3 protein-coding genes are annotated in these 23,937 nt (G+C 65.5%); all 3 read right to left on the reverse strand.

The genetic code is table 11. The features are described 5' to 3' along the window. Positions 1-98: 98 nt before the first annotated feature. The 3 genes from CH290_RS25470 to CH290_RS25480 all read right to left on the reverse strand — a co-directional run bounded on the left by CH290_RS25470 (position 99) and on the right by CH290_RS25480 (position 23,792). On the reverse strand, positions 99-3,470 hold the full coding sequence (locus CH290_RS25470; protein ID WP_052083208.1) for a non-ribosomal peptide synthetase: 3,372 nt from the start codon (positions 3,468-3,470) through the stop codon (positions 99-101). 304 nt (positions 3,471-3,774) lie between these two features. Then, entirely contained in the window at positions 3,775-9,594 is a 5,820-nt protein-coding gene (locus CH290_RS25475; protein WP_230621032.1) for a non-ribosomal peptide synthetase, read from the reverse strand. 263 nt (positions 9,595-9,857) lie between these two features. Beyond that, positions 9,858-23,792: a non-ribosomal peptide synthetase gene (locus CH290_RS25480; RefSeq protein WP_094620674.1), complete on the reverse strand. Its 13,935-nt coding sequence runs from the start codon at positions 23,790-23,792 to the stop codon at positions 9,858-9,860. Between the last annotated feature and the right edge of the window lie 145 nt (positions 23,793-23,937).

Raw genomic sequence — 23,937 nt, forward strand, 5'->3', positions numbered from 1 at the left:
GTGCCGAACAATCAAGAGCGGTCTACCTTGCCCACGATACTGTGACGAACGCGTCGTCTCCGGTCGGGGCTGGGCGTTTTGTGAAACTTCCCTGACCGTCAGTCTCCTCTGGTCGCACCGGGAACCGACGGTGCGAGGGCCTCGCCGATGGTCACGGACGGGTCGATCGACACGGCGTCGAGAAGACGTGAGACGCCGGCTGCCAGTCGTTCCGCCGTTTCTTCGCGAAACAGGTCGGTCGCATAGAGCACGGTTCCTGCCAGCGCGACGTCGCCCGCGTCACCCGTCACGTCCTGAAACACCAGCTGAAGCTCGTATTTGCTGACCCCGTAATCGAAATCGACCGGTGTGATCCGCAAGCCAGGCAGTTCCAAGCCCGGCCACCCGAGGTTCTGGAAACTGACCGTCGTCTGAACGGGCAGTTCACCGGTGTCGACTCGGCTCAGCACGTCGTCGATGGGCACGTCTGCATGCTCCAGAGCACTCAGGTCGACGGCGCGACTGTGCGCGAGCAGGTCCGTGAACGCGGTATCCGGGTCGACACGCGTTCGCAGCACCACCGAGTTGTTGAACTTCCCGATGAGCCCGTCGAGTTCTGCGAGCCCTCGACCGGCCGTGGGAATTCGAACGGCGATGTCGTCGGATCCCGATTCGTGACCGAGCACTGCTGCCACTGCAGCGTGTACGGCCATGAACAGCGATGCGTTGTTCTCCAAGGCCAACGTTTCCACGGTTCGACGAACGTCCGCGGAAATCACGAAGCCGACATTCGCACCCGACGTCGTCACCGTCGCCGGACGTGCGTGATCGGTCGGGACACGTCCGGCCGACGCGAGGCCGTCCAATCGCGACCGCCAGTACTCGACCTGTCGGTGTGCCAGCGACTCTGGATCATCGGGGTCACCCAGGACGCTTCGAAGCCACAGGGCATGGTCGGCGTACTGGATCGGCAGCGGCTCCCACTCGGGCGTACGGCCGTCTGTTCGCGAGACGTACGCGGTCAGCACGTCCGTGGTGAGAGGACGCATCGAGAATCCGTCACCGGCGATGTGGTGCAAGACGAAAACGAGAACGTGGTCGACCGGCGATACCCTCAACACCGCGGTTCGCACAGGGACCTCGGCGGTCACGTCGAAGCGGGTCGCCGCTACCTTCTCCACCGCGGAGACGATGTCGTTCTCGTCGACGTCGATCGGTTCGAGGTCGAGCCGAACGTCGTGGGCTGCGACTGCCTTCTGGTGTCCGACACCGTCGACATCCGGATAGACGGTTCGAAGTACCTCGTGCCTGTCGACGACATCGAGTGCCGCCGCACGCAACGCGGAGACGTCCAGTTCTCCCTGCATCCGTACGGCCACAGGAATGTTGCGCGCGTGGGTCTGCGAAAGACGGTTGTCCTCCCACAGCCGCTCCTGATTGGGGGACAACGGGACCAGGGTGGCCCGCTGTGTCGTCGTGGACGGCGCACCGGCAGCACCGAAGGTCACCGGATCCGGTCTCGGATCGTCCGCCAGGTGATATGTCCGACGAAACTTTTCGCGGGCAACCAGGTCGGCGACAGCCAGGTCGACAGCGTCCGCATCCAGGTGGCCCGACAGTCGAGTGCGCTCCCCGTATCTCTCGGTCATCGCTGCGATTTCGCGAGCCAAACCTGCGACCGTCGGCGCGTCGAACAACAACCGGGCGGGCACGCAGCAGTTGAGCCGTGATCCGACACGTGCTGCAACCTGGGTTCCGATCAGCGAGTTCCCACCGAGTTCGAAGAAGTTGTCGTCCGCGCCCACCCGGTCGCGGCCGAGCAGTTCCGCATACACGGCGGCAACTGCTTTCTCGGCGAACGTCGACGGTTCACGGAACTCACGCGCGGTGAACTCCGGCTGCGGCAATGCAGAACGATCCACTTTGCCTGCACCGGTGAGCGGCACGTGATCGATCAGCACGACAGCCGACGGAACCATGTGCGACGGCAGTGACCGGCCCGCCCACTCCTTCAATTCAGCGGCGTCGGGTGCTGCGGATTTCGAGGGCAGAACGTAGGACGCCAGCGCAGTGGTTCCGGCACCGGCGTCGACGCCTGTCGTGAGGGAGAAATCGACGTCCGGGTGAGATCGAAGGACAGCGTCTATTTCACCGAGCTCTATTCTGAATCCGCGAATCTTCACCTGGAAGTCGTTGCGGCCGAGGTACTCCAGACCGCCGGACGACGTACTGCGAACAAGGTCGCCCGTCCGGTACATACGTCCACCGGAGGAATCGCGGGGGTCGGCCACGAATCGCGCCGCGGTCAACGACGAGCGACCGTGATATCCCCTGGCCACACCGGGTCCGGCAAGGTACAACTCTCCAGCGACCCCCGGTGGAACAGGCGCGAGACGCGCGTCGAGAACGTGAGCGCGCATTCCGTCGACAGGGCGGCCCATCGTCACGGGGGAACCGTCCCGGATCGGATCGGACATCGTCGCGAAGATCGTGGCCTCGGTGGGTCCGTACCCGTTGATCAGCGACCTGCCGGGTGCCCACCGTGCGACCAGATCGGCCCCGAAGTCCTCGCCTCCCACGACCAGAACCTCCAGGTCGTCGAGTCCGTTGCCGTCCACCGATGTCAGGGCCGCAGGGGTCGAGAAGCCGTGCGTGACGCGTTCTCGGCGAAGTAGCTCGACGAGTTCTTCGCCGCCGTAGTTGTCCGGAGGCGCGATCACCATCGTTGCGGACGAGCCGATCGCGATCAGATAGTCGAACACCGACACGTCGAAGCTGGGTGAGGTGAAATGCAGTGTCCGGGAACGATGGGTCAGGTCGAGCGTCCGCACTGCCTGAGCGCACAGGGCTGCCAGCCCCGCATGCGTCACCACCACCCCTTTCGGCGTGCCCGTCGAGCCGGAGGTGTAGATGAGATAAGCGGGGTTCTCGGCACGCAGGGTACCGGTTCGTTCGCTCGTGGACACCGGCTCGTCGGACAGTTCGCCCAGGCGCGCCCCCGTCTCGGTGTCGTCGAGCGCGGTCCATGCGCACGCATTCGGTAGCCCGGCCGGGTGCATGGTGGACGACGACAGATGCTCGGTGAGGGTGAGCCCTCGGCTCGCGCCCGAGTCGGTCACCATGTGGCGGATGCGTTCGGCCGGGTAGGACGGGTCGACCGGAAGGAAGGCGCCTCCCGATTTGACGACGGCCCACACCGCGACGATCGACTCGATCGATCGAGTCAGAGCGAGTGCGACCACGACTTCGGGGCCGACTCCGCCGGAGATGAGGTACCGAGCCAGCCTGGACGACCGGGCGTCGAGTTCGGCGTACGTGACCGTCCGCTCGCCGTCGACGATCGCGACGGCGCTCGGATCTCGTTCGACCGCGGTACTCAGCAACGCCGGTAGCAGCGTGACCCGACTACGGGCCGGTCTACGTCCCCGTTGCCCGCGATCCTTTCGTTCACCCTTCACTCGGTCACTCGACGACGTGGACCGCGAACTCATACGTGAACAACCCCTCGACCGTGCTCGTTGGACGCCGCCTCGTGGCCAGGTCGCCCGCCGTTCGTCGTGGGCAGGCTTCGTTGGAAACATGCTCACCCGGACTCGACGAACTATTACAACACGATTACGAAAAGGTTCGGCGAACACCCGCCGACCGCGCGGCGAACAGCGCATCAGCCAAGTCACACTGAGGTTTTGGATTCTGAGACAGTCGCCCGAACAAGCCGCATACGGTCGAATGTCCGAAATAACAGGATCGAAGTCGAATCGAAAAGTGCATAGCAATACTTTCGATTGTTATGCACTATTTCGACGAGTTCACCACTTTCGAGACGATGGCCAATGCGCGAGCAGATGCCATTCCCCAGTGAGTTTCTTCGACCACCTGATTGTCCACCCGGCCGGTGAGGAAGGGTTGCCATCCATCTGCGCCGACTCTGCCCGTCGGATCGTCTACTCCGGCGGTGAAGTACACCACGTCACCGTCGAAGACCTCGGGCACGTGCCCGGCCAGCAGGGAGCGTGCCTCCTCTGCGCCGGAGACCACGTCGGCTATTCGCTCCGCCGAGATCTCGGAGAACGGAGCGGGGAGAGTGGCAACGGCGGCAGCTATGGACTCCGCGGTGACGTCCGAACCGTCGAACGTGGCATCCGGTAAGAGTGCGCCGAACAGGTGCGACATCGTCACGGGGGTGGCACGCGCGGCGACGTCGGCTGCTTCCTCCGATCCGCCCAGCGCGCTGTCCATCATCGCCAGAAGTCGAACGGTGCTCCCCTGTTTCTGAAACCGCACTGCGACGGCATGAGCCAGGACACCCCCGAGCGACCATCCCAGGAGTTCGTACGGACCCTCCGGTTGAACGCGTCGAATTTCGTCGACGTACCTGTCGGCCCAGTCCGCTATGGATCTCGGAGCCCACTCGGGCTCCGTCAGTGCCGGTGACTGCAGTGCGGTGATGCCGATGTCGGACGCCAGCGTCTGCGCCAACCCTCCGAACGACCACGACACGCCCACTATCGGATGGAAACACCACAGTCGACGACCGGACGACGAGGGTCGTATCGGCAACACGACGTCCAATGCTGTCCGGGCGTCCGTGACCGCAGGTCCTTCGTCGATTCTGCGCGCCAACGCGTCGACGGTCGATCCCGAGAACATCCACAGCAACGGGACCTGGAAGCCGACCGCCGTGCTCAACCTAGCCACGATCTGGGTGGCCACCAACGAATTGCCACCCAGTTCGAAGAAGTCGTCGTCGAGGCCGACCTGCTCGACTCCGAGCACGTCCGCGAACACGTCGGCCACCGTCTGCGCTGTCGGCGATGTCGGTGCACGGAACTCCCGCACCTCCATCTCGGGCTCGGGCAACGCAGCACGGTCGAGCTTTCCGTTGACGTTCCGAGGCAACTCGTCCAGCACGACGAACGCGGCCGGGATCATGTACGACGGAAGCCGTTCGGCCACCGCCGCTTTCACCGCACCTGGATCGACGTCACCCGACGATCCCACGACGTACGCGACCAGGCGGTCCCCCAGCCGCTCGTCCGACCGCGCCAGAACGGCGACGTCACGAACTCCGGGCACACCGGCGACCACGGACTCGATCTCGCCCAGTTCGATTCGAAATCCACGGATCTTGACCTGGAAGTCACTGCGTCCGATGTAGTCGAGTACTCCGTCGGCTCGCCACCGGACCAGATCACCGGTGCGGTACATCCTCTCACCACTCCCGGCAGGGTCGGCGACGAACCGATCCGCGGTCAGGTCGAACCGACCCTGATATCCCCGAGCCAATTGCACTCCGGACAGGTACAGCTCGCCCACGACGCCGACAGGAACCGGATGCAGACGCGAATCCAACACGGCCACACGACAATTCCACTCCGGCCGGCCGATCGGTACGACGGAGTCGATCGGAAGCTCGAGCTGGATCGACGTGACCGACACCGCGGCCTCGGTAGGACCGTACACATTGTCGAGGCGGAGGTTTCCGCCGCCGAGCACCGTCCGCGCAGTCGACGCAGGCAACGCCTCACCGATGGCCAGTACCCGACGAATCGACGACGGCAACGCCCCACCCGATGCCTCCACCATCGCCGCGAGCACCGATGGCACGACGTGCAATGTCGTCACTGCTTCGTGCTGCACGAGCGTCGACAGATACACCGGATCGCGGTGCCCGTCCGCAGTGGCGATCACCAGGCGACCACCCACGACCACCCACGACCACAACTCCCACACCGACAGGTCGAACGTCGCAGCAGTCTTGAGCAGGAAGACGTCGGACTCGTCCAATTCGTACTCGGCGCGCATCCATTCGAGCTGATTGATCACCGAACGATGCGACACCGCGACCCCCTTGGGGCGACCGGTCGAGCCGGACGTGAAGATCACGTACGCGGTGTTGTCCGGGCGCAACGGCACCGCCCGATCTTCATCCGTCACCGCCGTACCGTCGACGCCGCCGAGGTCCAGATCCTCGATGTCGACGACCCGCTGCCCGGCCGGAATCGACGCGCCGGCGAACTCGGCACCGTCTCCACCGGCGATCAACACCACCACGGGCGCGGCGGACCCGACGATGTATCCGACACGGTCCGCGGGTTGATCCGGATCGACGGGCACGTACGCACCGCCCGCCTTGACCACCGCGAACATCGCCCACACCATCACCTCCGACCGCCGGATGGCGACCGCGACCGTGGATTCGGGCCCGACACCACACGAAATCAAATATCGAGCAAGACGGTTCACGCGTTCGTCGAACTCCCGGTAGGACCACGATCGATCCCCGAACGTCAACGCGATCGCATCCCGACGACCGGACACTGCCGAGTCGACAGCGGCCACCAGAGTCGCCCCCGAATCGATCTCGTGCGCCGTCTCGTTCCACGTCACCACCGTGAGCTCGCGCTCACTCGCGCCCATGATGTCCACATCACCCACGACGACGGAGGGGTCCGACGCCACCGCAGTCACGAACGCGACGAACCGATCCACGATCGACCGGGCGGTGTCCTCGTCGAACAACGCCGTCGCGTACTTCAGGGTGGCGCCCATCCCTGTCGCATTACCGTCCTCGTCGTACTGGTCGGAGACGATCAGATGCAGATCGAACTGCGCGACCTCGGCGTCCGCATCGACCGCGGACACCGACAGCCCTGGCAGTTCGAGCACCGCCTTCTCGATGTTCTGAAACGACAGACCGACCTGGAACAGCGGATGACGTGCAGTGGACCGCGCGGGGTTGAGCACCTCGACGAGCCGCTCGAACGGAACGTCCGCGTGCGCCAGTGCACGCACGTCCACCTCGCGCACAGCAGCCAACGTCCGCTCGAAGCTCGCCGACGGATCCACCTCGGTCCGAAAGACCAACGTGTTCGCGAACATTCCGATCAGATCGTCCAAGGCAGCTTCACCGCGACCTGCGATCGGCGACCCGACTGCGATGTCCACCGAACCGGACAGCCGCGCCAACACACTCGCCCACGCTGCGTGCACCGCCATGAACAACGTCGCGTTGCTCGACCGTGCCGCCGCCGACAACGACTCCTGGACCGAGGCGTTCATCGAGAAATCGATCTTCCCGCCGGCAAAGGACTGCACAGCAGGTCGCGGCCGATCCGTCGGCAACTCCAGCTGATCCGGAAGCCCGGCGAGCTCCTGCTTCCAGAACGACAACTGTTCGAACGCAATCGATCTCGGATCGTCTTCGGAACCGAGAACTTCACGCTGCCAGATCGCGAAATCTGCGTATTGAACCTCCAGCGGCGCCCACCCCGGAACCCCACCGGCAGACCGGGCACCGTACGCAACCATCACATCGCGGGTCAACGGACCCATCGATCCACCGTCGGCGGAGATGTGCTGAACCACCAACGCCAACACGTACTCGGTCTCCGACAACCGGTACAACCGCACCCGAACCGGCACCTGGGCGGTGACATCGAAGGATGTGGCCGCCAATGCTCGCACTACAGACACGATCTCACCAGGATCGACATCGACGACCTCGAGATCGACACCTGCCTGGGCGGCGGGCAGAATCTTCTGCACCGGCCCCGACTCGTCCTCGGGATACAACGTCCGTAACGGCTCGTGCCGTCCCACCACGTCGTCGATCGCAGCCCGTAACGCATCGACGTCCAGAGCGCCGGACAACCGGATCGCGACGGGAATGTTGTACGCGGCAGATTCCGCGTCGAACCGATTCAAGAACCACATGCGCTGCTGCGCCAACGAAACCGGAATACGATCAGGACGCGGCAGCTCTCCCAACGCGATGCGGCGAGCAGCTCCTGCCTTTGCGTCCACAGCCCGAGCCAGGCCGGCGACCGTGGAATCCTGGAACACCTCACCTGCAGCGATGTTGACGTCCGTGGCAGCGCCGATTCTCGCCGCGAGTCTGGTCGCGGACAGGGAATTGCCGCCCAGTTCGAAGAAGTCGTCGTCGAGCCCGACCTGTTCGATCCCGAGAATCGTCGAGAACACCGCTGCCACCGCGCGCTCGGACGCTGTTTCGGGAGAACGATATTCACGACTCGCGAACACCGGTTCGGGAAGCGCGTCACGGTCGAGCTTGCCCGACGGGGTGAGCGGAACGGTGTCGATCTGCATGATCGACGCGGGCACCATGTGTTTGGGCAGCACACCGCCGGCGAATGCCGTGAGCTCGGCGGCATCGATCTCGTGGCCTACGACCGGACGGACGTAGGAGACGAGCGCAGTGTCTCCGGTCGGTCCAGGAACTCCGACGGTCACCGCGAACGCCACGGCGTCGTGCGAGCACAACGCGGTGTCGATCTCGCCGAGTTCGATACGGAACCCGCGGACCTTGACCTGGAAGTCGTTCCGCGCGAGATATTCGAGAGCACCGGAGGCCGTGACACGAACGACGTCCCCCGTTCGGTACATCCGTGTTCCCTGATCGGCCGACGGATTCGCGACGAAGCGAGACGAGGTCAAGCCCGGACGTGACTCGTACCCGCGCGCCAGACCGGCGCCGTCCAGATACAGCTCACCGGCGACGCCGGTTGGAACGGGGCGCAGCCGGCGATCCAGAACGTGCGCTGTCGTACCGACGATCGCCTTACCGATGACCACGGGATCTCCGGGCCTCAGTGCCGGCGAGATGGTGCTGGCGACGGTGGATTCGGTTGGCCCGTACGCGTTGAAGAAGGAGCGGCCGGGCGCCCACGCCTCGACGAGTTCGGGTGGACAACTTTCACCGCCGACCACGACGGCCACCAAGTCGTCCAGGTCGACCGGTTCCACCGACGCCAGGGCTGCGGGTGTGACGAACGCGTGGGTGATGCGGTTCCGCCGTAGGAAGGCACCCAGTTCCGCTCCACCGTAGATGTCGGTCGGTGCCACGACCATCGTGGAACCGGCGGCAACGGCCATCGACAGTTCCAGCACCGACGCGTCGAAGCTCGGTGATGCGAAGTGCAGTGTGCGTGCCTGGCTGGTGAGCCCGTAATCGGCCTTCTGAGCTGCCGTGAGGTCGGCGAGTCCACGATGGGTCACGACGACGCCCTTGGGCAGACCCGTCGAGCCCGACGTGTAGATCAGGTACGCCGGATTGTCGCTACGGAGAACTGCGGTCCGATCCGACACCGAGATTCGCTCGTCGGAGACGCGGTCCAGTTCGGTCTGGAATCTTGCGTCGTCGAGGACCGTCCACACACACTCGTCGGGCAGAGAGTCCCGAAATTTGCTGGTGGTCAGGCCGACTCGCGCGCCGGAGTCCGAGATCATGTGCTGCACTCGGTCCGCTGGATACGTGGGGTCGACGGGTAGGAACGCGGCTCCGGTCTTGGCGACGGACCACACCGACAGCACCGATTCGATCGATCGAGTCATCCCGATCGCGACGACCGATTCCGGCCCGATTCCAGACGAGATCAGCACGCGTGCGATCCGGGACGATCGACGATCGAGCTCGGCGTAGGACAGCGCGATGTCTCCTGCTACCAACGCGGTGTGCGACGGGTCCAGTTCGACGGCCGCCGCGAGCAACTGAGGCAGCAGCGGAGACGTGTTCCGTACCCTGCGGGGTCGTGGAGGCCTGGGTCTGCGCGTCGACCGTGCACGGTCGACATCCGAGGGTCGGTCGTCGCTCATGCGTCGCGGTCCGTGCGGTAGCCGGTGCAGTCCATGCAGTACACGATGTCCATTTTTGCTGACTGCACGTACACGTTCCGTTTCGCCCCCTCGATCGACGCTCGGCCCTGGGGCCGAAGCTCGGTTACATCCACACCGGTATGCGAACTACAGGTGGTTCGATGCACTCGGCACCGCAGATTGCGTACCCCACCGTTCATCGATTGCCGAGCGGACGACGTTACTGCGCGGTAAGGTCCGCCCGGCCGGGCCGAGACCGCTCCCTAGTGGCGCCCGAAAGCTCGTTCGCCTGCAGTCAACCGAGCCTCTCCGATCGCACGGGCCGAGGTTTCGTTCTCTGTCGGTGCGTCGACGAGAACGACGAACTGGAGGTCCTCGGACTCTTCCTCGGCCAGCTCCTCGACTCGATCCGCGGTGACGAACGCATGCGTGACCCAGTCGTCCAGGACCGCATCGCTCAGCGAGACGTCGGCCGCAGGTACCACCCACGCCGCTCCGACGAGAGCTGACGACAGCAGCGTGGACAGATGCCAGAGCGGTCCCGCAGCGACATCCGCGAGCACCCGTGACTCGAACGTCATCGACAGTCGTGCATCCGCGGCGAGCAACGACGCCACCAACTCACTCTGGGCGATCACGAACGGCTCGGTCGCTCGATCGTCGACCACGACGACAGCCGCGTCGTCGACGGCGAGCAGTCGAGTGCGCGCAGAGTACGCAATCGGTCGACGCGATGCGGACTGCACGGCCTCGGACACTGCGGAATCGTCGAGCGCAACGAGCTGCGCACCGTCACTCTTCTGGGACACTGCCATGTCCGACGCCGAGGTGCCGATCACCCACGTCGCATCCGCGCTCGTGCCGAGTACCGATGCGGGTGTGTCCGCCTCCGACACCACCACGGCGGCACCCGCGAACACGACCGCAAGCACGGTCACTACCCAGTCCACCGACATCGCGACGTCGACGACCACGCGATCACCGGGCCCGACACCGCGGTCGACCAGGACACGCGCCAGCGCGGACGACCGTCCTTCGATGTCGATGTAGGACATCTCGTCACCGTTGTCCACGACCGCGGGAGCCTCCGGATCGAGCTCGACCACGGATCCGATCACCTGCGGCAGCGACCGTTCGACGGCGACGGCCGTGGCGTCGTTCGCCCCAGCCGAGGTCGTCTGCGCGTCGGTTCGAGCTCTTTCCTCGTCGGACATGATCTCGATATCACCGACGATCACGAACGGATCCGACGCGACAGCCTTGAGGATGCGCGTCAGCCGGTCTGCGAACGACGCCGCAGTCTGCTCGTCGAACAGGTCGGTGGCGTACAGCAGCGAGCCGAACAGTCCGGCAGGTTCGCCGGCGTCGTCCATCCTGGACTCGACGGTGAACTGCAGGTCGAACTTCGCGCCGAGCTCCCCCGCTTCCAGGCCTTCCACCGACAGTCCCGGCAGTTCCAACTTCACCCGTTCGAGATTTTGGAACGACAAGGCAACCTGGAAGATCGGGTGGCGTGCCTGAGACCGTGCGGGGACGACGGCGTCGACGATCTCCTCGAACGGCAGGTCGGCGTTGCCGAATGCACCGAGGTCGACCGTCCGCACGTCGTCGACCAGACCGGAGAACGTTCCACCGAAGTCGACGTGGGTGCGCAGCGCGAGGGTGTTGACGAACATGCCCACGAGATCGTCGAGTTCGGCGGCTCCGCGTCCCGCCACCGGGGTTCCGACGACGATGTCGCTGCTGCCGCTGAGACGGCCGAGAAGAACAGCCAGACCAGCGTGCACGATCATGAACAGCGAGGTGCCACGATCGCGCGCGAAGTCGATCAATCCTGCTTGCGCCGCGGGGTCGACATGGAACGGCGTCGAGTGCCCTCGCATCGACTGGGTCGGCGGACGCGGACGGTCGGTCGGTAGATCGACAGCCTCCGGAATTCCCGAGAGGGTCTGCTTCCAGTAGTCGAGCTGTGTCGACGCCGGCGATCCCCCAACGGTCGTGTCGCCGAGCACCTGGCGTTGCCACAGTGCGAAGTCCGCGTACTGCACGGGGAGCGCAGTCCACATCGGTGGGGTGCCCTGCGTCCGGGCCGAGTAGGCCACCATGACATCCCGGGCGAGCGGCGCAATCGAGGCGCCGTCGGCGGAGATGTGATGGACGACGAGGGCAAGCACGTGCTCGGTCGGGCTCAGCTGAACCAACCCCACACGAACCGGTACCGTCGCCGCGACGTCGAATCCTCCGAGAACCAGCTGGGCGACTGCCTCGAACGCCTCTTCTTCACCGTCGACGACTGTGGGACGCAGGTCGAACACGACCTCCTGCGGTGACAGGATCTTCTGCTCCGGACCGTCGGTGTCCGACGGGTAGGTCGTACGCAGCGTTTCGTGGCGAGCGACGACATCGCCGATCGCCGCGGCGAGCGCATCCTGGTTCAGCTCGCCGGTCAAACGCACCGCGAGGGGGATGTTGTACGCGCTCGACTCCGGGTCGATGGTGCTCAGCACCCACATCCGCTGCTGCGCCAGCGACAGCGGCAGCCTCGCCGGACGCTCGGTCGCGACCAGAGGTGCCCGGCTACCCGTGCCGGCCAGACTCTCGACTGCGGCGGCGAAGGATTCGACCGTCGAGAAATCGAACAGTGTTCTGACCGGAATCGACGCATCGAGCGCCGCGCCGACGCGGGACACGACCTGGGTAGCGATGAGCGAGTTGCCGCCGAGGTCGAAGAAGTTGTCGTCGAGACCGACCCGTTCGAGCCCCAGGACCTCGGTGAAGACACTGGCAACCGTGACCTGAGCCTCGGACGTCGGTTCACGGAACTCCGACAGCTGGGGCGCCGGGTCCGGCAGCGCCTTGCGGTCGAGCTTGCCCGCTGAGCCGAGGGGGAACTCGTCGAGCACGACGAACGCCGCGGGCACCATGTACTCGGGCAGCGACTCCGCGACGGTGCGCCGGATCGCGTCCACGTCGACGACTCGACCTGCTGCGGGAACGACGTAGGCGACCAGCCGGTCACCACGGACCAGAACGACCGCCTGTCCAGCCGAATCCGATTGCAGCACAGAGGATTCGATCTCTCCGAGTTCGATGCGCAATCCGCGCAGTTTGACCTGGAAGTCGGACCGTCCGATGTACTCGATCTCGCCGGCGGAGTTCCACCGCACGAGGTCGCCGGTGCGGTAGAGCCGCGCGCCGTCGACGCCGAACGGGTTCGCGACGAATCGGTCCGCGGTGAGATCGGGGCGGGACGAGTATCCGCGCGCCAGTTGCACGCCACCGAGATACAACTCGCCGACCGCGCCGACGCCGACCGCGTTCAGTCGCGCGTCGAGAACGTACACCTGCGTGTTGTGGACCGGTCGACCGATCGGGACGGCGGCGATATCAGCTTCGGAGACCTCGTGGAAGGTGACGTCGACAGCCGCTTCCGTCGGTCCGTACAGGTTCACCAATCGGGTGGACGGAAGAACCTCGGCGAGAGCACGCGCCGTCGACGTCGGCAAGGCTTCACCTGACGAGAACACGATCCGCAGAGACCTGTCCGACGCCGCAGACGGCTCGGCGGCGAACACCCCGAGCATCGACGGAACGAAGTGCGCCACGCTCACGCGTTCCGCGGCGATCAGCTCTGCGACGTACTTCGGATCACGGTGCCCGTCCGGCCGTGCGATCACCAGTCGAGCGCCGATCTGCAACGGCCAGAACAGTTCCCACACGGACACGTCGAACGTCGTCGGCGTCTTCTGCACCACGGTGTCGTCCACCGTCAGCTCGTACTCGTCCTGCATCCACACCAGACGGTTGACGATCGAACGGTGCTCGACGACGACGCCCTTGGGCTTTCCGGTGGAACCGGAGGTGAACAGAACGTACGCGGGATCCCGAGGCGTGAGTGCTCCCGTGCGCTCGGCGTCGGTGAGGGGACGGTCGGGGTGGACGGTCGTGTCCACGTCGTCCAGCACGACCACGTCGTCGCCCGCGAGTTCTCCGCGATCACGCGTCGTCGTCAGGGTCAGCGCGGTGGCCGCAGTGTCGAGGATGTAGGAGATTCGCTCGGTCGGCTGCGACGGATCGACCGGAACGTACGCGGCCCCTGCCTTCAGCACCGCGTAGATGCCGACCATGAGCTCGATCGACCGGCCGACCGCTACTGCCACCGTTCCGCCCGGACCGACGCCGCGCTCGACGAGGTACCGCGCGAGGCGGTTGGCACGCGAGTCGAGTTCTCCGTATGCGACGGCCTCGCCTTCGTAGGTCAACGCCACTGCATTCGGCGAGATCGACACGCGTGACTCGAACATCGAGACCAGCGTCGCCGACGGATCCAGATCGTGATCGGTCGAGTTCAGCTCCACCAGCAATCGGCTTCGCTCCGCGTCGTCGACGAGGTCGATATCACCGACGACGACCGAAGGATCAGCCGCGACCGCACCGAGCACCGTGACGAACTGCGCGGTGAGTAGTTCGATCGTCGACGCGTCGAACAAGTCGGTGGCGTAGACGATTTCGGCCTCACGGACCGGTGCGCCGTCGAGGCCTGCAGTGGGCTCCCCGACAGTTACCTGAAGGTCCATCTTGGCCACCGCGGCGTCGAAGTCGATCGACGATGCCTTCAGACCGGGTAGCGAGAACGAGGTGGATGCGAAGTTCTGGAACGTGAGCAGCACCTGGGTCAACGGGTGTCGTCCACCGACTCGCGGTGGATCGAGAACCTCGACGACACGCTCGAAGGGAACGTCCGCGTGTGCAAAGGCGGACAGGTCCGTTTCGCGGACGACCTTCAACAGGTCGACGAACGTCGAGGTTCCTGCCACCGGCGTTCGAAGCACCAACGTGTTGACGAACATTCCGATCACGTCGTCGAGCTCGGCTTCACCGCGACCGGCGATCGGAGTGCCCACCACCACGTCGGATTCACCGGACACCCGCGACAACAACACGGCCAGCGCACCGTGCACCACCATGAACGGAGTCACGCCGGCACGGGTTGCCACGGAATCGATGGCTGCCACCGTCTTCGCGTCGATGGTGAAGCGGTGGGCGGCACCCCGCCCACTGGCCACGGCGGGACGGGAACGATCGACCGGTAGTGCCGGCTCGTCCGGAGCATCACGCAACCGTTCGAGCCAGTACCGTTCCTGGGCAGCCATGGGTGACGTCGGATCGTCCGAGGACCCCAGTACTTCGCGCTGCCACAACGTGTAGTCCGCGTACTGCACCGGCAGGGGCGACCATCCCGGCTCGTCGCCTGCTCCGCGCGCCACGTAGGCCGTCACCACGTCTCGGATCAACGGCATCATCGAGAAGCCGTCGGCCGCAATGTGATAGGCGACGACGACCAGCACGTACTCGTCATCGCCGAGGTCCAGCAGCCGAATTCGAACCGGCACCGACCGGGTGACGTCGAATCCTTCGGACACGATCGTGGTCACCGCAGAGACCACGTCGGCCTCGGAGACCTGCTCCACCCGGAAGTCCGGTCGAACAGCCGTGGCAGGAAGGACCACCTGGATTCCGGTTCCGGAAGATTCCGGGTACACCGTGCGCAGACTTTCGTGGCGAGCGACGACATCGTCGATCGCTGCACGCAACACATCGACGTCGAGTGCACCGCTCAATCGCACCGCCGCCGGGATGTTGTTCACCGCCGACTCGGGCTCCAGACGGTTCAGGAACCACATACGCTGTTGCGCAGGCGACAGCGGAATGCGGTCCGGTCGCGGGCAAGGGGTCAGAGCGGGGCGGGCGCCGGAGCCCGACTCCACGCGTGCCGCAAGGGATTCGACCGAAGACGCATCGAAGACCATGCGCACCGGAACTCGACTGTCCAGGGCGACTCCGAGTCTGGACACGAGCTGAGTCGCAACGAGCGAGTTGCCGCCCAATTCGAAGAAGTCGTCGTCGAGACCCACCCGTTCGAGACCGAGTACGTCCGCGAAGACGTCTGCGACGATCTCCTCGATCGGTGTGCGAGGTGCTCGGAACTGCGTGGCATGGACCGTCGGGGCGGGAAGCGCCTTCCGGTCCAGCTTGCCGGAGGTGTTCAACGGGAACTCGTCGAGCGTGAGGATCGCACCGGGAATCATGTAGCGAGGCAGCGCCTCGGCAAGCGAATCGCGCAGTTCGTCGATGTCGATGTCGGTGTCCTCGGCGGACGCAGGAACGACGTATCCGACGAGTTGGTCACCGGTGTTCGTCTGCACCACCGCAGCGGCGGACAAGCCCACCCGCGGGTGGGCAGCGAGCGCGGCCTCGATTTCACCCAACTCGATACGTTGCCCACGGAACTTGACCTGGAAATCGGTGCGACCGATGTACTCGAGCGTGCCGTCGGATTGCCACACCACGAGGTCGCCCGTCCGATACATCCGGCTGCTCGCCGAGGACGAGCGAGACACGAACGGATTGGCCACGAATCGATCGACCGTCAGGTCGACTCGACCGTGGTAGCCACGCGCAAGCTGGACGCCGGCAAGGTAGAGCTCGCCCGGAACTCCGACCGGGACCGGCCGGAGTCGTGAATCGAGCACGTAGACAGCGGAATTCCACTCGGGTCGCCCGATGGTGACAGCCGAGCCGATCGCGGTGTCGGTCACGTCCGCGTACGTGATCGACACGGCCGCCTCGGTGGGGCCGTACAGGTTGTGCACCCGCGCGTCCGAGACTCGCGCGAAGTCACGGACCGCTTCTCCGGGAAGAGCTTCACCGATGACGAAGATCTGCTGCACGGACCGAAGCGCCGCACGTCCTACCGCCGATGCGAACACCGACAGCATCGTGGGAACGAAGTCCGTGACCGTCACGTGTCGCTGCGAGATCACCTCGGCGAGGTAGCGGGGGTCGCGATGACCATCGGGGGTGGCGAGCACCAGTTGTGCTCCCACTCTCAGCGGAAGGAAGAATCCCCAGAGCGAGACGTCGAACGTCGTCGCGGTCTTCTGCAGATACACGTCCGACGCGTCGAGCGAGTACTCGGACTGCATCCATTCCATCTGGTTCACGATCGCGCGGTGACTCACCGCTACGCCCTTGGGACGGCCGGTGGACCCGGACGTGAAGATCACGTATGCGACGGACTCGGCAGACGCACGAGAACGCGGCAGGACCACGTCCTTGCCGCCCCGGAACTCGGCCGCCGCGGAGTCCACGTCGATCGCTCGGACGGCCCCGGGAGGTGTGAACAGGTCCCGACCGCGCACGAGGACGCAGACCGGTTGTGCGGCACCGAGTATGTAGTCGATTCGCTCCACCGGGTGATCGGGGTCGATGGGGACGAAGCCTGCGCCCGCACGCAGCACCGCATACATTCCGACGACCAGGTCGATCGATCGGCGCATCGCGATGGCGACCAAAGCGTCGGGCCCCGCGCCTGCGTCCACCAGCACGCGCGCGAGTTCGTCCACCCTCGCGGCGAATTCGCCGTACGTCAGAGAGTCGTCCTCGTACACCACCGCGACGGCGTTCGGTGTCTCGCGCGCGGCGTCGGCGAACCGGTCGAGCAGCATCGCATCGTCGACGGTTCGTCCGGTCTCGTTCCATCCGGCAACGAGCAGCTCCGCCTCGTCCGCAGCGACCAGTTCGATATCGCCGACGATCACCGTCGGCTCGTCGGTGATCTGCTCGAGAACGCGGAGGAATCGCCGTTCGAGCGTCTCGACGGACGCCGGATCGAAAAGGTCGGTTGCGTAAGCGAATTCGACGGACCATCCATTGCCGTCGACCGGCTCACTGACCGCGACCTGCAGATCGAACTTGGCGATCCCGGCGTCGAAGTCGACTGCCGACACGGACAGATTCGGCAGCTCCAACGAGGATCGGCCGAGATTCTGGAAGAAGAGCGCTACCTGAAAGAGTGGGTGACGCGCCGCGGACCGAGCCGGATCGAGTATCTCCACGAGGCGTTCGAACGGTAAATCGGCGTTGGCGAATGCCGCGAGATCCGTGCGGCGCACCGTGTCGAGCAGGTCCTCGAAGGATGCCGCGGTATCCACGTCCGTTCTCAGGACGAGGGTGTTGACGAACATACCGATCATGTCGTCCAGCGCTGCGTCGCCGCGGCCGGCGATGGGCGCACCGATGGCGATGTCCGACGTTGCCGACAGTCGTGCGAGCAGGACGGACAACGCAGCGTGCACCACCATGAACGGAGTGGCTCGGTGCTCCTGCGCGGTCCGTTCCACGGACGCGCGAAGCTCGCCGGAGACCTCGAATCGGTGGGTTCGACCGCGATTGCTCGCCACGGCCGGACGGCGACGGTCGAACGGCAGATCCAACTGAGCAGGGAGCCCGGCGAGCGCGCTCTGCCAGTAATCCTTCTGCGCGGAGATGATCGAATTCGGATCGTCCTCGGAGCCGAGCACTTCCCGCTGCCAGAGCGTGTAGTCGGCGTACTGGACGGCAAGTGGTTCCCAATCGGTGTCCAGCCCTGCCGCGCGTGCGGTGTAGGCCCGGACGACGTCTCGCGTCAGCGGACCGAGCGAGTACCCGTCCGCGGCGATGTGATGGACGACGAACACCAGAACGTGCTCGGTCGACGACACCTCGAACAGGCTCGCGCGGAACGGCGCTCGCCCGGTGACGTCGAAACCGGCGAGCACGGTCTCCTCGATCGCTGCCGGAAGCTCGTCGGCGTCTATCGGGATGGGGGCGAGGTCGGGGATGACAGCGCGGGTCGGCACGACTTCCTGGCTGCCCACCCCGTCCACCTCTGGGTACACCGTCCGCAGAGATTCGTGGCGGGCCAGTACGTCGGCGACCGCGACGTGCAGTGCATGTCTGTCCAGCAGGCCGGACAACCGGATCGCGACCGGGATGTTGTTGACCGCCGACTCCGTGTCCAGTCGGTTGAGAAACCACATGCGCTGCTGCGCGAGGGACAGTGGCACACGATCGGGCCGCGGACGCGGGACGAGAGGTACCCGTGCCCCACCGCTTGCCTCGCTCTCGATTCGTGTCGCCAGGGCTGCGACGGTCGAGGTTTCGAACATCAGTCGAACCGGAACCGTCGTGTTCAGCGCAGCACCCAGCCGTGACACGACTCGTGTGGCGATCAACGAGTTTCCGCCGAGCGCGAAGAAATCGTCGTCGACTCCTACCCGTTCGGCCCCCAGCACCTCACCGAACACGCTCGCGACGATCTCCTCGACGGGGGTCGACGGCGCGCGGAATTCTGCCGCTTCCACCTGCGGTTCGGGTAGTGCTCCACGATCCAGCTTTCCGGCGGAATTGACCGGGAACTCGTCGAGTTCGACGATCGCGGCCGGCACCATGTACGACGGCAGTTCACGTCGTAGCGTCTCTCGCAGTTCGGCCGCGTCCACACGGTCGCTCGCCGGCGACGCGACGTAGAGCGCTATCCGGTCGTTGCGCACGACGGCAACTGCATCCGCGACGCCGGGAACGGTACGGGCGACAGCGTCGATCTCGCCCAGTTCGATACGCAGTCCTCGCAGCTTCACCTGGAAATCGGTTCGGCCGATGTACTCGAGGTCGCCTCGTTGGTTCCAGCGCACGAGGTCGCCGGTGCGATACATCCTCCCGCCGCCGAACGGATCGGCGAGGAACCGGTCGGCGGTCAGATCGGGTCGACCGTAGTACCCGCGCGCGATCTGCCGTCCGGACAGATACAGCTCACCTGCGACACCTACCGGTACCGGATGAAGACTGCCGTCGAGTACGTACGCAGCCGTGTTCCACACCGGGGTGCCGATGGGTACGGATGCGTCAGCTGGAGCTTCCGCGCCGGAGACCGAACGGGCCGTCGCGTGAACAGTGAATTCCGTTGGGCCGTAGAGGTTGTGCACCGAAGCGTCGGTCACTTTCGACAGTGCGGTCACCGTCGAGGTCGGCAAGGCCTCCCCGGCCAGTTGGATCAGGCGGAGAGCCGAGAGGTCGCGGCCGACCGACTCTCCCAGGAACGCACCGACCATCGACGGCACGAAGGACAGCGCGGTGATTCCCTCCGATTCGACCACATCCACCAGATAGGCCGGATCACGGTGACCGTCCGGAATCGCGACGACGAGTCGCGCCCCGGATGCGAGCGGTACGAACAACTCCCACACCGAGACGTCGAAGGTGAACGGCGTCTTCTGAAGCACCGAGTCCTGACTGCTGATCCCGTATTCGGCCGCGAACCACGCTGTCTGGTTCGCTGCGGCCGAATGCGATACGGCGACGCCCTTCGGCCTGCCGGTCGAACCGGAGGTGAACACGACGTAGGCGACGTTGTCGCCTCGGGGCGCTCGGCGATCGACGTCGGACAGCGGGGCGCCCGACAACTCGGACAGACTCAGTCCGTCGAGGCGAACGGTCTCGGCGACTCCACCGGCCACATCGGCGTCGGACGTCGTCAGTACGACGGAGGCACGCGAGGTCTCGAGAATGTACCGGTTCCGTTCGGCCGGCTGGCTCGGGTCGATCGGTACGTACCCACCGCCGGCCTCGAGTGCCGCGTACACCGCGACCATCATGTCGAGCGAGCGTGGAATCGCAACCGCGACCAATACTTCCGGACCGACGCCCCGTCCGAGCAGGTACCGCGCGAGCCGAGCGACACGGGAGGCGAACTCGGCGTACGTCAGCGATTCGTCACCGAACTGCAGTGCCTGCCCGTGCGGAGACTCCGCTACTGCCCGATGGAACCCGTCCAGCAGGGTGACGTCGGCGACGACGTGGTCGGTCGCATTCCACTCGTGCAGCACCCGAGTCCGCTCGGACTCGTCGACGATGTCCACGGATGCCACCGGCAGATCGGGCGTCGAAACGGCCGAGTCCAGCACGAGGAGGAACCGTCGCGCCATGTCCGCGACCGTTGGTTCGTCGAAGAGATCGGTGGCGTAGGTCAGATCGAGCGACCACCCGTCCCCACGATCGGACACGGTCACCTGCAGGTCCGTCTTCGCGACAGCGGTGTCGAACTCCACGCCCGACACCGTGAGACCGGGGAGCCGAAGATCGGTCGAACCGACGTTCTGGAACACCAGGAGGACCTGGAAGAGCGGATGACGGGCCTGCGACCGAGCCGGGTCCAGAACCTCGACGAGTCGCTCGAACGGTACGTCCGCGTGCGCGAAGGCGTCGAGATCGGTGTCTCGGACGGAATTCAACAACTCGGTGAAGCTCCGGCGGTCCTGAACGTCGGCTCGCAACACCAACGTGTTGACGAACATGCCGACCAACTCGTCGAGTACCTGCTCCCCTCGTCCCGCCACCGGGGTCCCGACCACGATGTCCGACGTGCCCGACAGCTTCGCCAGCAACACCGAGAGTGCGGCGTGCACCACCATGAACGGGGTAGCGCCTCGGCCCGAGGCCAAAGTCTCGACCCTGCGCCGCATCTCGGCGTCGACGAAGGCCGAGTAGTTCGCGCCGCGGCCCGACGCCACGGCCGGTCGACGTCGGTCCGAGGGCAGATCGAGTTGGACCGGACTATCGGCGAGTGCGCCGATCCAGAATCGTTCCTGTTCGGCGATGAGCGAGTTCGGATCGTCGTCCGATCCGAGTACCTCTCGCTGCCACAGCGAATAATCGGCGTACTGCACCTCGAGTGGCGCCCATTCCGGCGCCGCCCCTGCTGTGCGTGCCACGTATGCGGACACGATGTCCCGGGTGAGCGGAACCATCGAAAAACCGTCTGCTGCAATGTGATGCGCGACCACGACGAGTACGTGTTCGCTCGACTCCAGTTCCAACAGTGTCAACCGGACGGGAACCTCGGACGTCACGTCGAAGCCTGCCGACACCAGCTCGACGACTCGGTCCAGAACGGTCTGCTCACTCACGACGACGGTCTCGAGTTCCGGAGTGCGGTCACCCATGTCCGCGACGACCTGACGGCCCACACCGTCGGTGTCGGGGTACAGCGTTCGAAGCACCTCGTGGCGTTGGACCACGTCCTCGACTGCCGTGGTCAGCGCATCCTTGTCCAATTCGCCGGACAACCGGATCGCGACGGGGATGTTGTCGACGGCCGACGTCGGGTCCAGTCGATTGAGAAACCACATGCGCTGCTGTGCCATCGACAGGGGGACGACGTCGGGGCGTTCACGTCGAGTCAGGGGCACGGAGGTGGCCGATGTTCCCGACGCCAGGGCACTCTCCACCGACGCGGCGAGTCCCGCAGCCGTCGGAGTGTCGAAGAAACCGCGGACGTCGACCTTGACCTTCGAGTCCGCGTTGACGCGAGCGACCGCGCGCGTCGCGCTCAGGGAGTTGCCGCCCAGAGCGAAGAAATCGTCGTCGACGCCTACTCGGTCGACACCGAGAACGTCCTCGAACACGGCGACGATCGCGCGCTCGACGTCGTTCTCGGGGGCGCGGTACTCGGTCGCCAGGTCCGCGGAGCCGGGCACGGGAAGTGCCTTACGATCGAGCTTTCCGCTGGCGTTCAGCGGAAACTCGTCGAGCGCGACGAACACGGCCGGCACCATGTAGTCCGGCAACGTGCCGCGAATTCCGGCCGCCAACTGCTCGGAATCCGCCGTGCCCGTCGAGGTGACGACGTACGCCACCAATCTGTCGTCGACTCCGTTGTCGGACTCGTCGGAGACGACGACCACCACGGCCTGGCGAACCTCGCCCAGCGTGAGCAGCGCTGCCTCGATCTCGCCGAGCTCGATACGCAGACCGCGAAGTTTGACCTGGAAGTCGGTGCGTCCCAGGTAATCCAGCACCCCGTCGTTGTTCCACCGCACGAGGTCGCCGGTGCGGTACATCCGCTCGCCGGACGAGGAGTTCACGTTCGCGACGAAGCGGTCGGCCGTCAGATCCGGGCGGCCCAGGTACCCACGCGCCAATTGCACACCCGACAGATAGAGCTCACCCGGTACCCCGGGCGGCGTCGGGTTCAAGCCTTCGTCGAGTACGTGCAGTTCGGTGCGCGGCACCGCCGATCCGATCGGAACGGACACCGCGTCGGCACTGTCGGTCCGGTGGAAGGTCACGTCGACGGCGGCCTCGGTCGGGCCGTAGAGGTTGTGCAGTTCCGCGTCGAACAGCTCGTGGAACCGGCGAGCGGAGCTGGCCGGAAGTGCCTCGCCGGACGCGAACACCTGCTTCAGTGCCGGCAGGCTGTCTCGCTCGTCCGAACCGTCGAACTGGCCGAGAAAGACCGTCAACATCGAGGGCACGAAGTGAGTCGTGGTCACCCCGTGCGCACGCATCGTGTCGGCGATGTAGGCGGGGTCGCGATGACCGTCCGGCGCCGCGATCACCAACCGTGCCCCTGCCTGCAGCGGCCAGAAGAACTCCCACACCGATACGTCGAACGTGAACGGTGTCTTCTGCAGAACGACGTCGGCGTCGGACAACGGGTACGCCGCCTGTCGCCAATCGAGGTTCGCCACGATTGCTTCGTGCGAGACGGCGACACCTTTGGGTCGTCCCGTGGAGCCGGAGGTGAAGATGACGTAGGCGGTGTTGCTCGGACGTGCCGGGCCGAACGGCCGCTCGGCGTCGGTCAACGGGTCGGACGAGTAGTCGTCGAGCGGCTCGGTGTCCACCGACAGAACCGGGATGCCGTCCGGCAGCGCCACGTGCTCCCCCGACGAGGTGAGCACGAGCAGCGGCTCGGCGATGCCGACGACGTAGGCGATTCTCTCCGCAGGGTGACCCGGATCGATGGGGACGTAGGCGCCGCCCGCCTCGACGATCGCGTACATCGCGACCACAAGGTCCACGGAGCGGGAGATGGACAGGCCGACTCGAACATCGGGGCCGACCCCCAGTTCGACGAGTCGGCGAGCCAAGCGATCGACGTGAGAGGAGAATTCGCCGTACGTCAGGGTCCGGCCGTCGAATTCGAGGGCAACGGCGTCCGGAGTGCGGTCCGCGCGATCGCGGAAACGGGTGGCCAAGGTGACGTGTTCCCCCACACCCGTCTGTAGGGAGTCCGAGCCGAGAACCGAACGCACGTCGCTCACGATTGCGGCGACGACGGACTCCAGACCACCGTCGGCCGACTCGACGGCTCCCGGAGCGAGCGTCGACAGCGCAAGCGGAACGAGGGCGTCGGCGCCGAGAACCCCGCCCATGGCAGCATCCAGATTCGTCAGCTCCAGTTGGACGGCACCGTAGGACACGACATTGCCGCCGATGTCGACGGTCCTGTCGGGCTCGGCCGCGACGACACGGTCGACGAGCCCAGGTAGATCTTCGATCGCCGTCGAGTGCGAACCGGATCCACCAGACACCATCTACTTCTCCTCCTGATCACGACACGCGTCGAGTACCCGGTCGATTATCCCTACTCCCACGACAGCAGCCGACGTCCCCCTCTCCCGCCGAGGAATTACTCGGTGGGGACGTCAGCTGACGTCGTGGGTCAGCTGTCGTCGTGGG

The sequence above is a fragment of the Rhodococcus sp. 06-156-4 genome, assembly GCF_002259345.1.
GTDB lineage: Bacteria > Actinomycetota > Actinomycetes > Mycobacteriales > Mycobacteriaceae > Rhodococcoides > Rhodococcoides fascians_E.

Excerpts from the sequence above, each read along its gene's own strand:
- CH290_RS25470 (WP_052083208.1), bottom strand. The coding sequence starts at position 3,470 with ATGAGTTCGCGGTCCACGTCGTCGAGTGACCGAGTGAAGGGTGAACGA.
- CH290_RS25480 (WP_094620674.1), bottom strand. The coding sequence starts at position 23,792 with ATGGTGTCTGGTGGATCCGGTTCGCACTCGACGGCGATCGAAGATCTA.
- CH290_RS25475 (WP_230621032.1), bottom strand. The coding sequence starts at position 9,594 with ATGAGCGACGACCGACCCTCGGATGTCGACCGTGCACGGTCGACGCGC.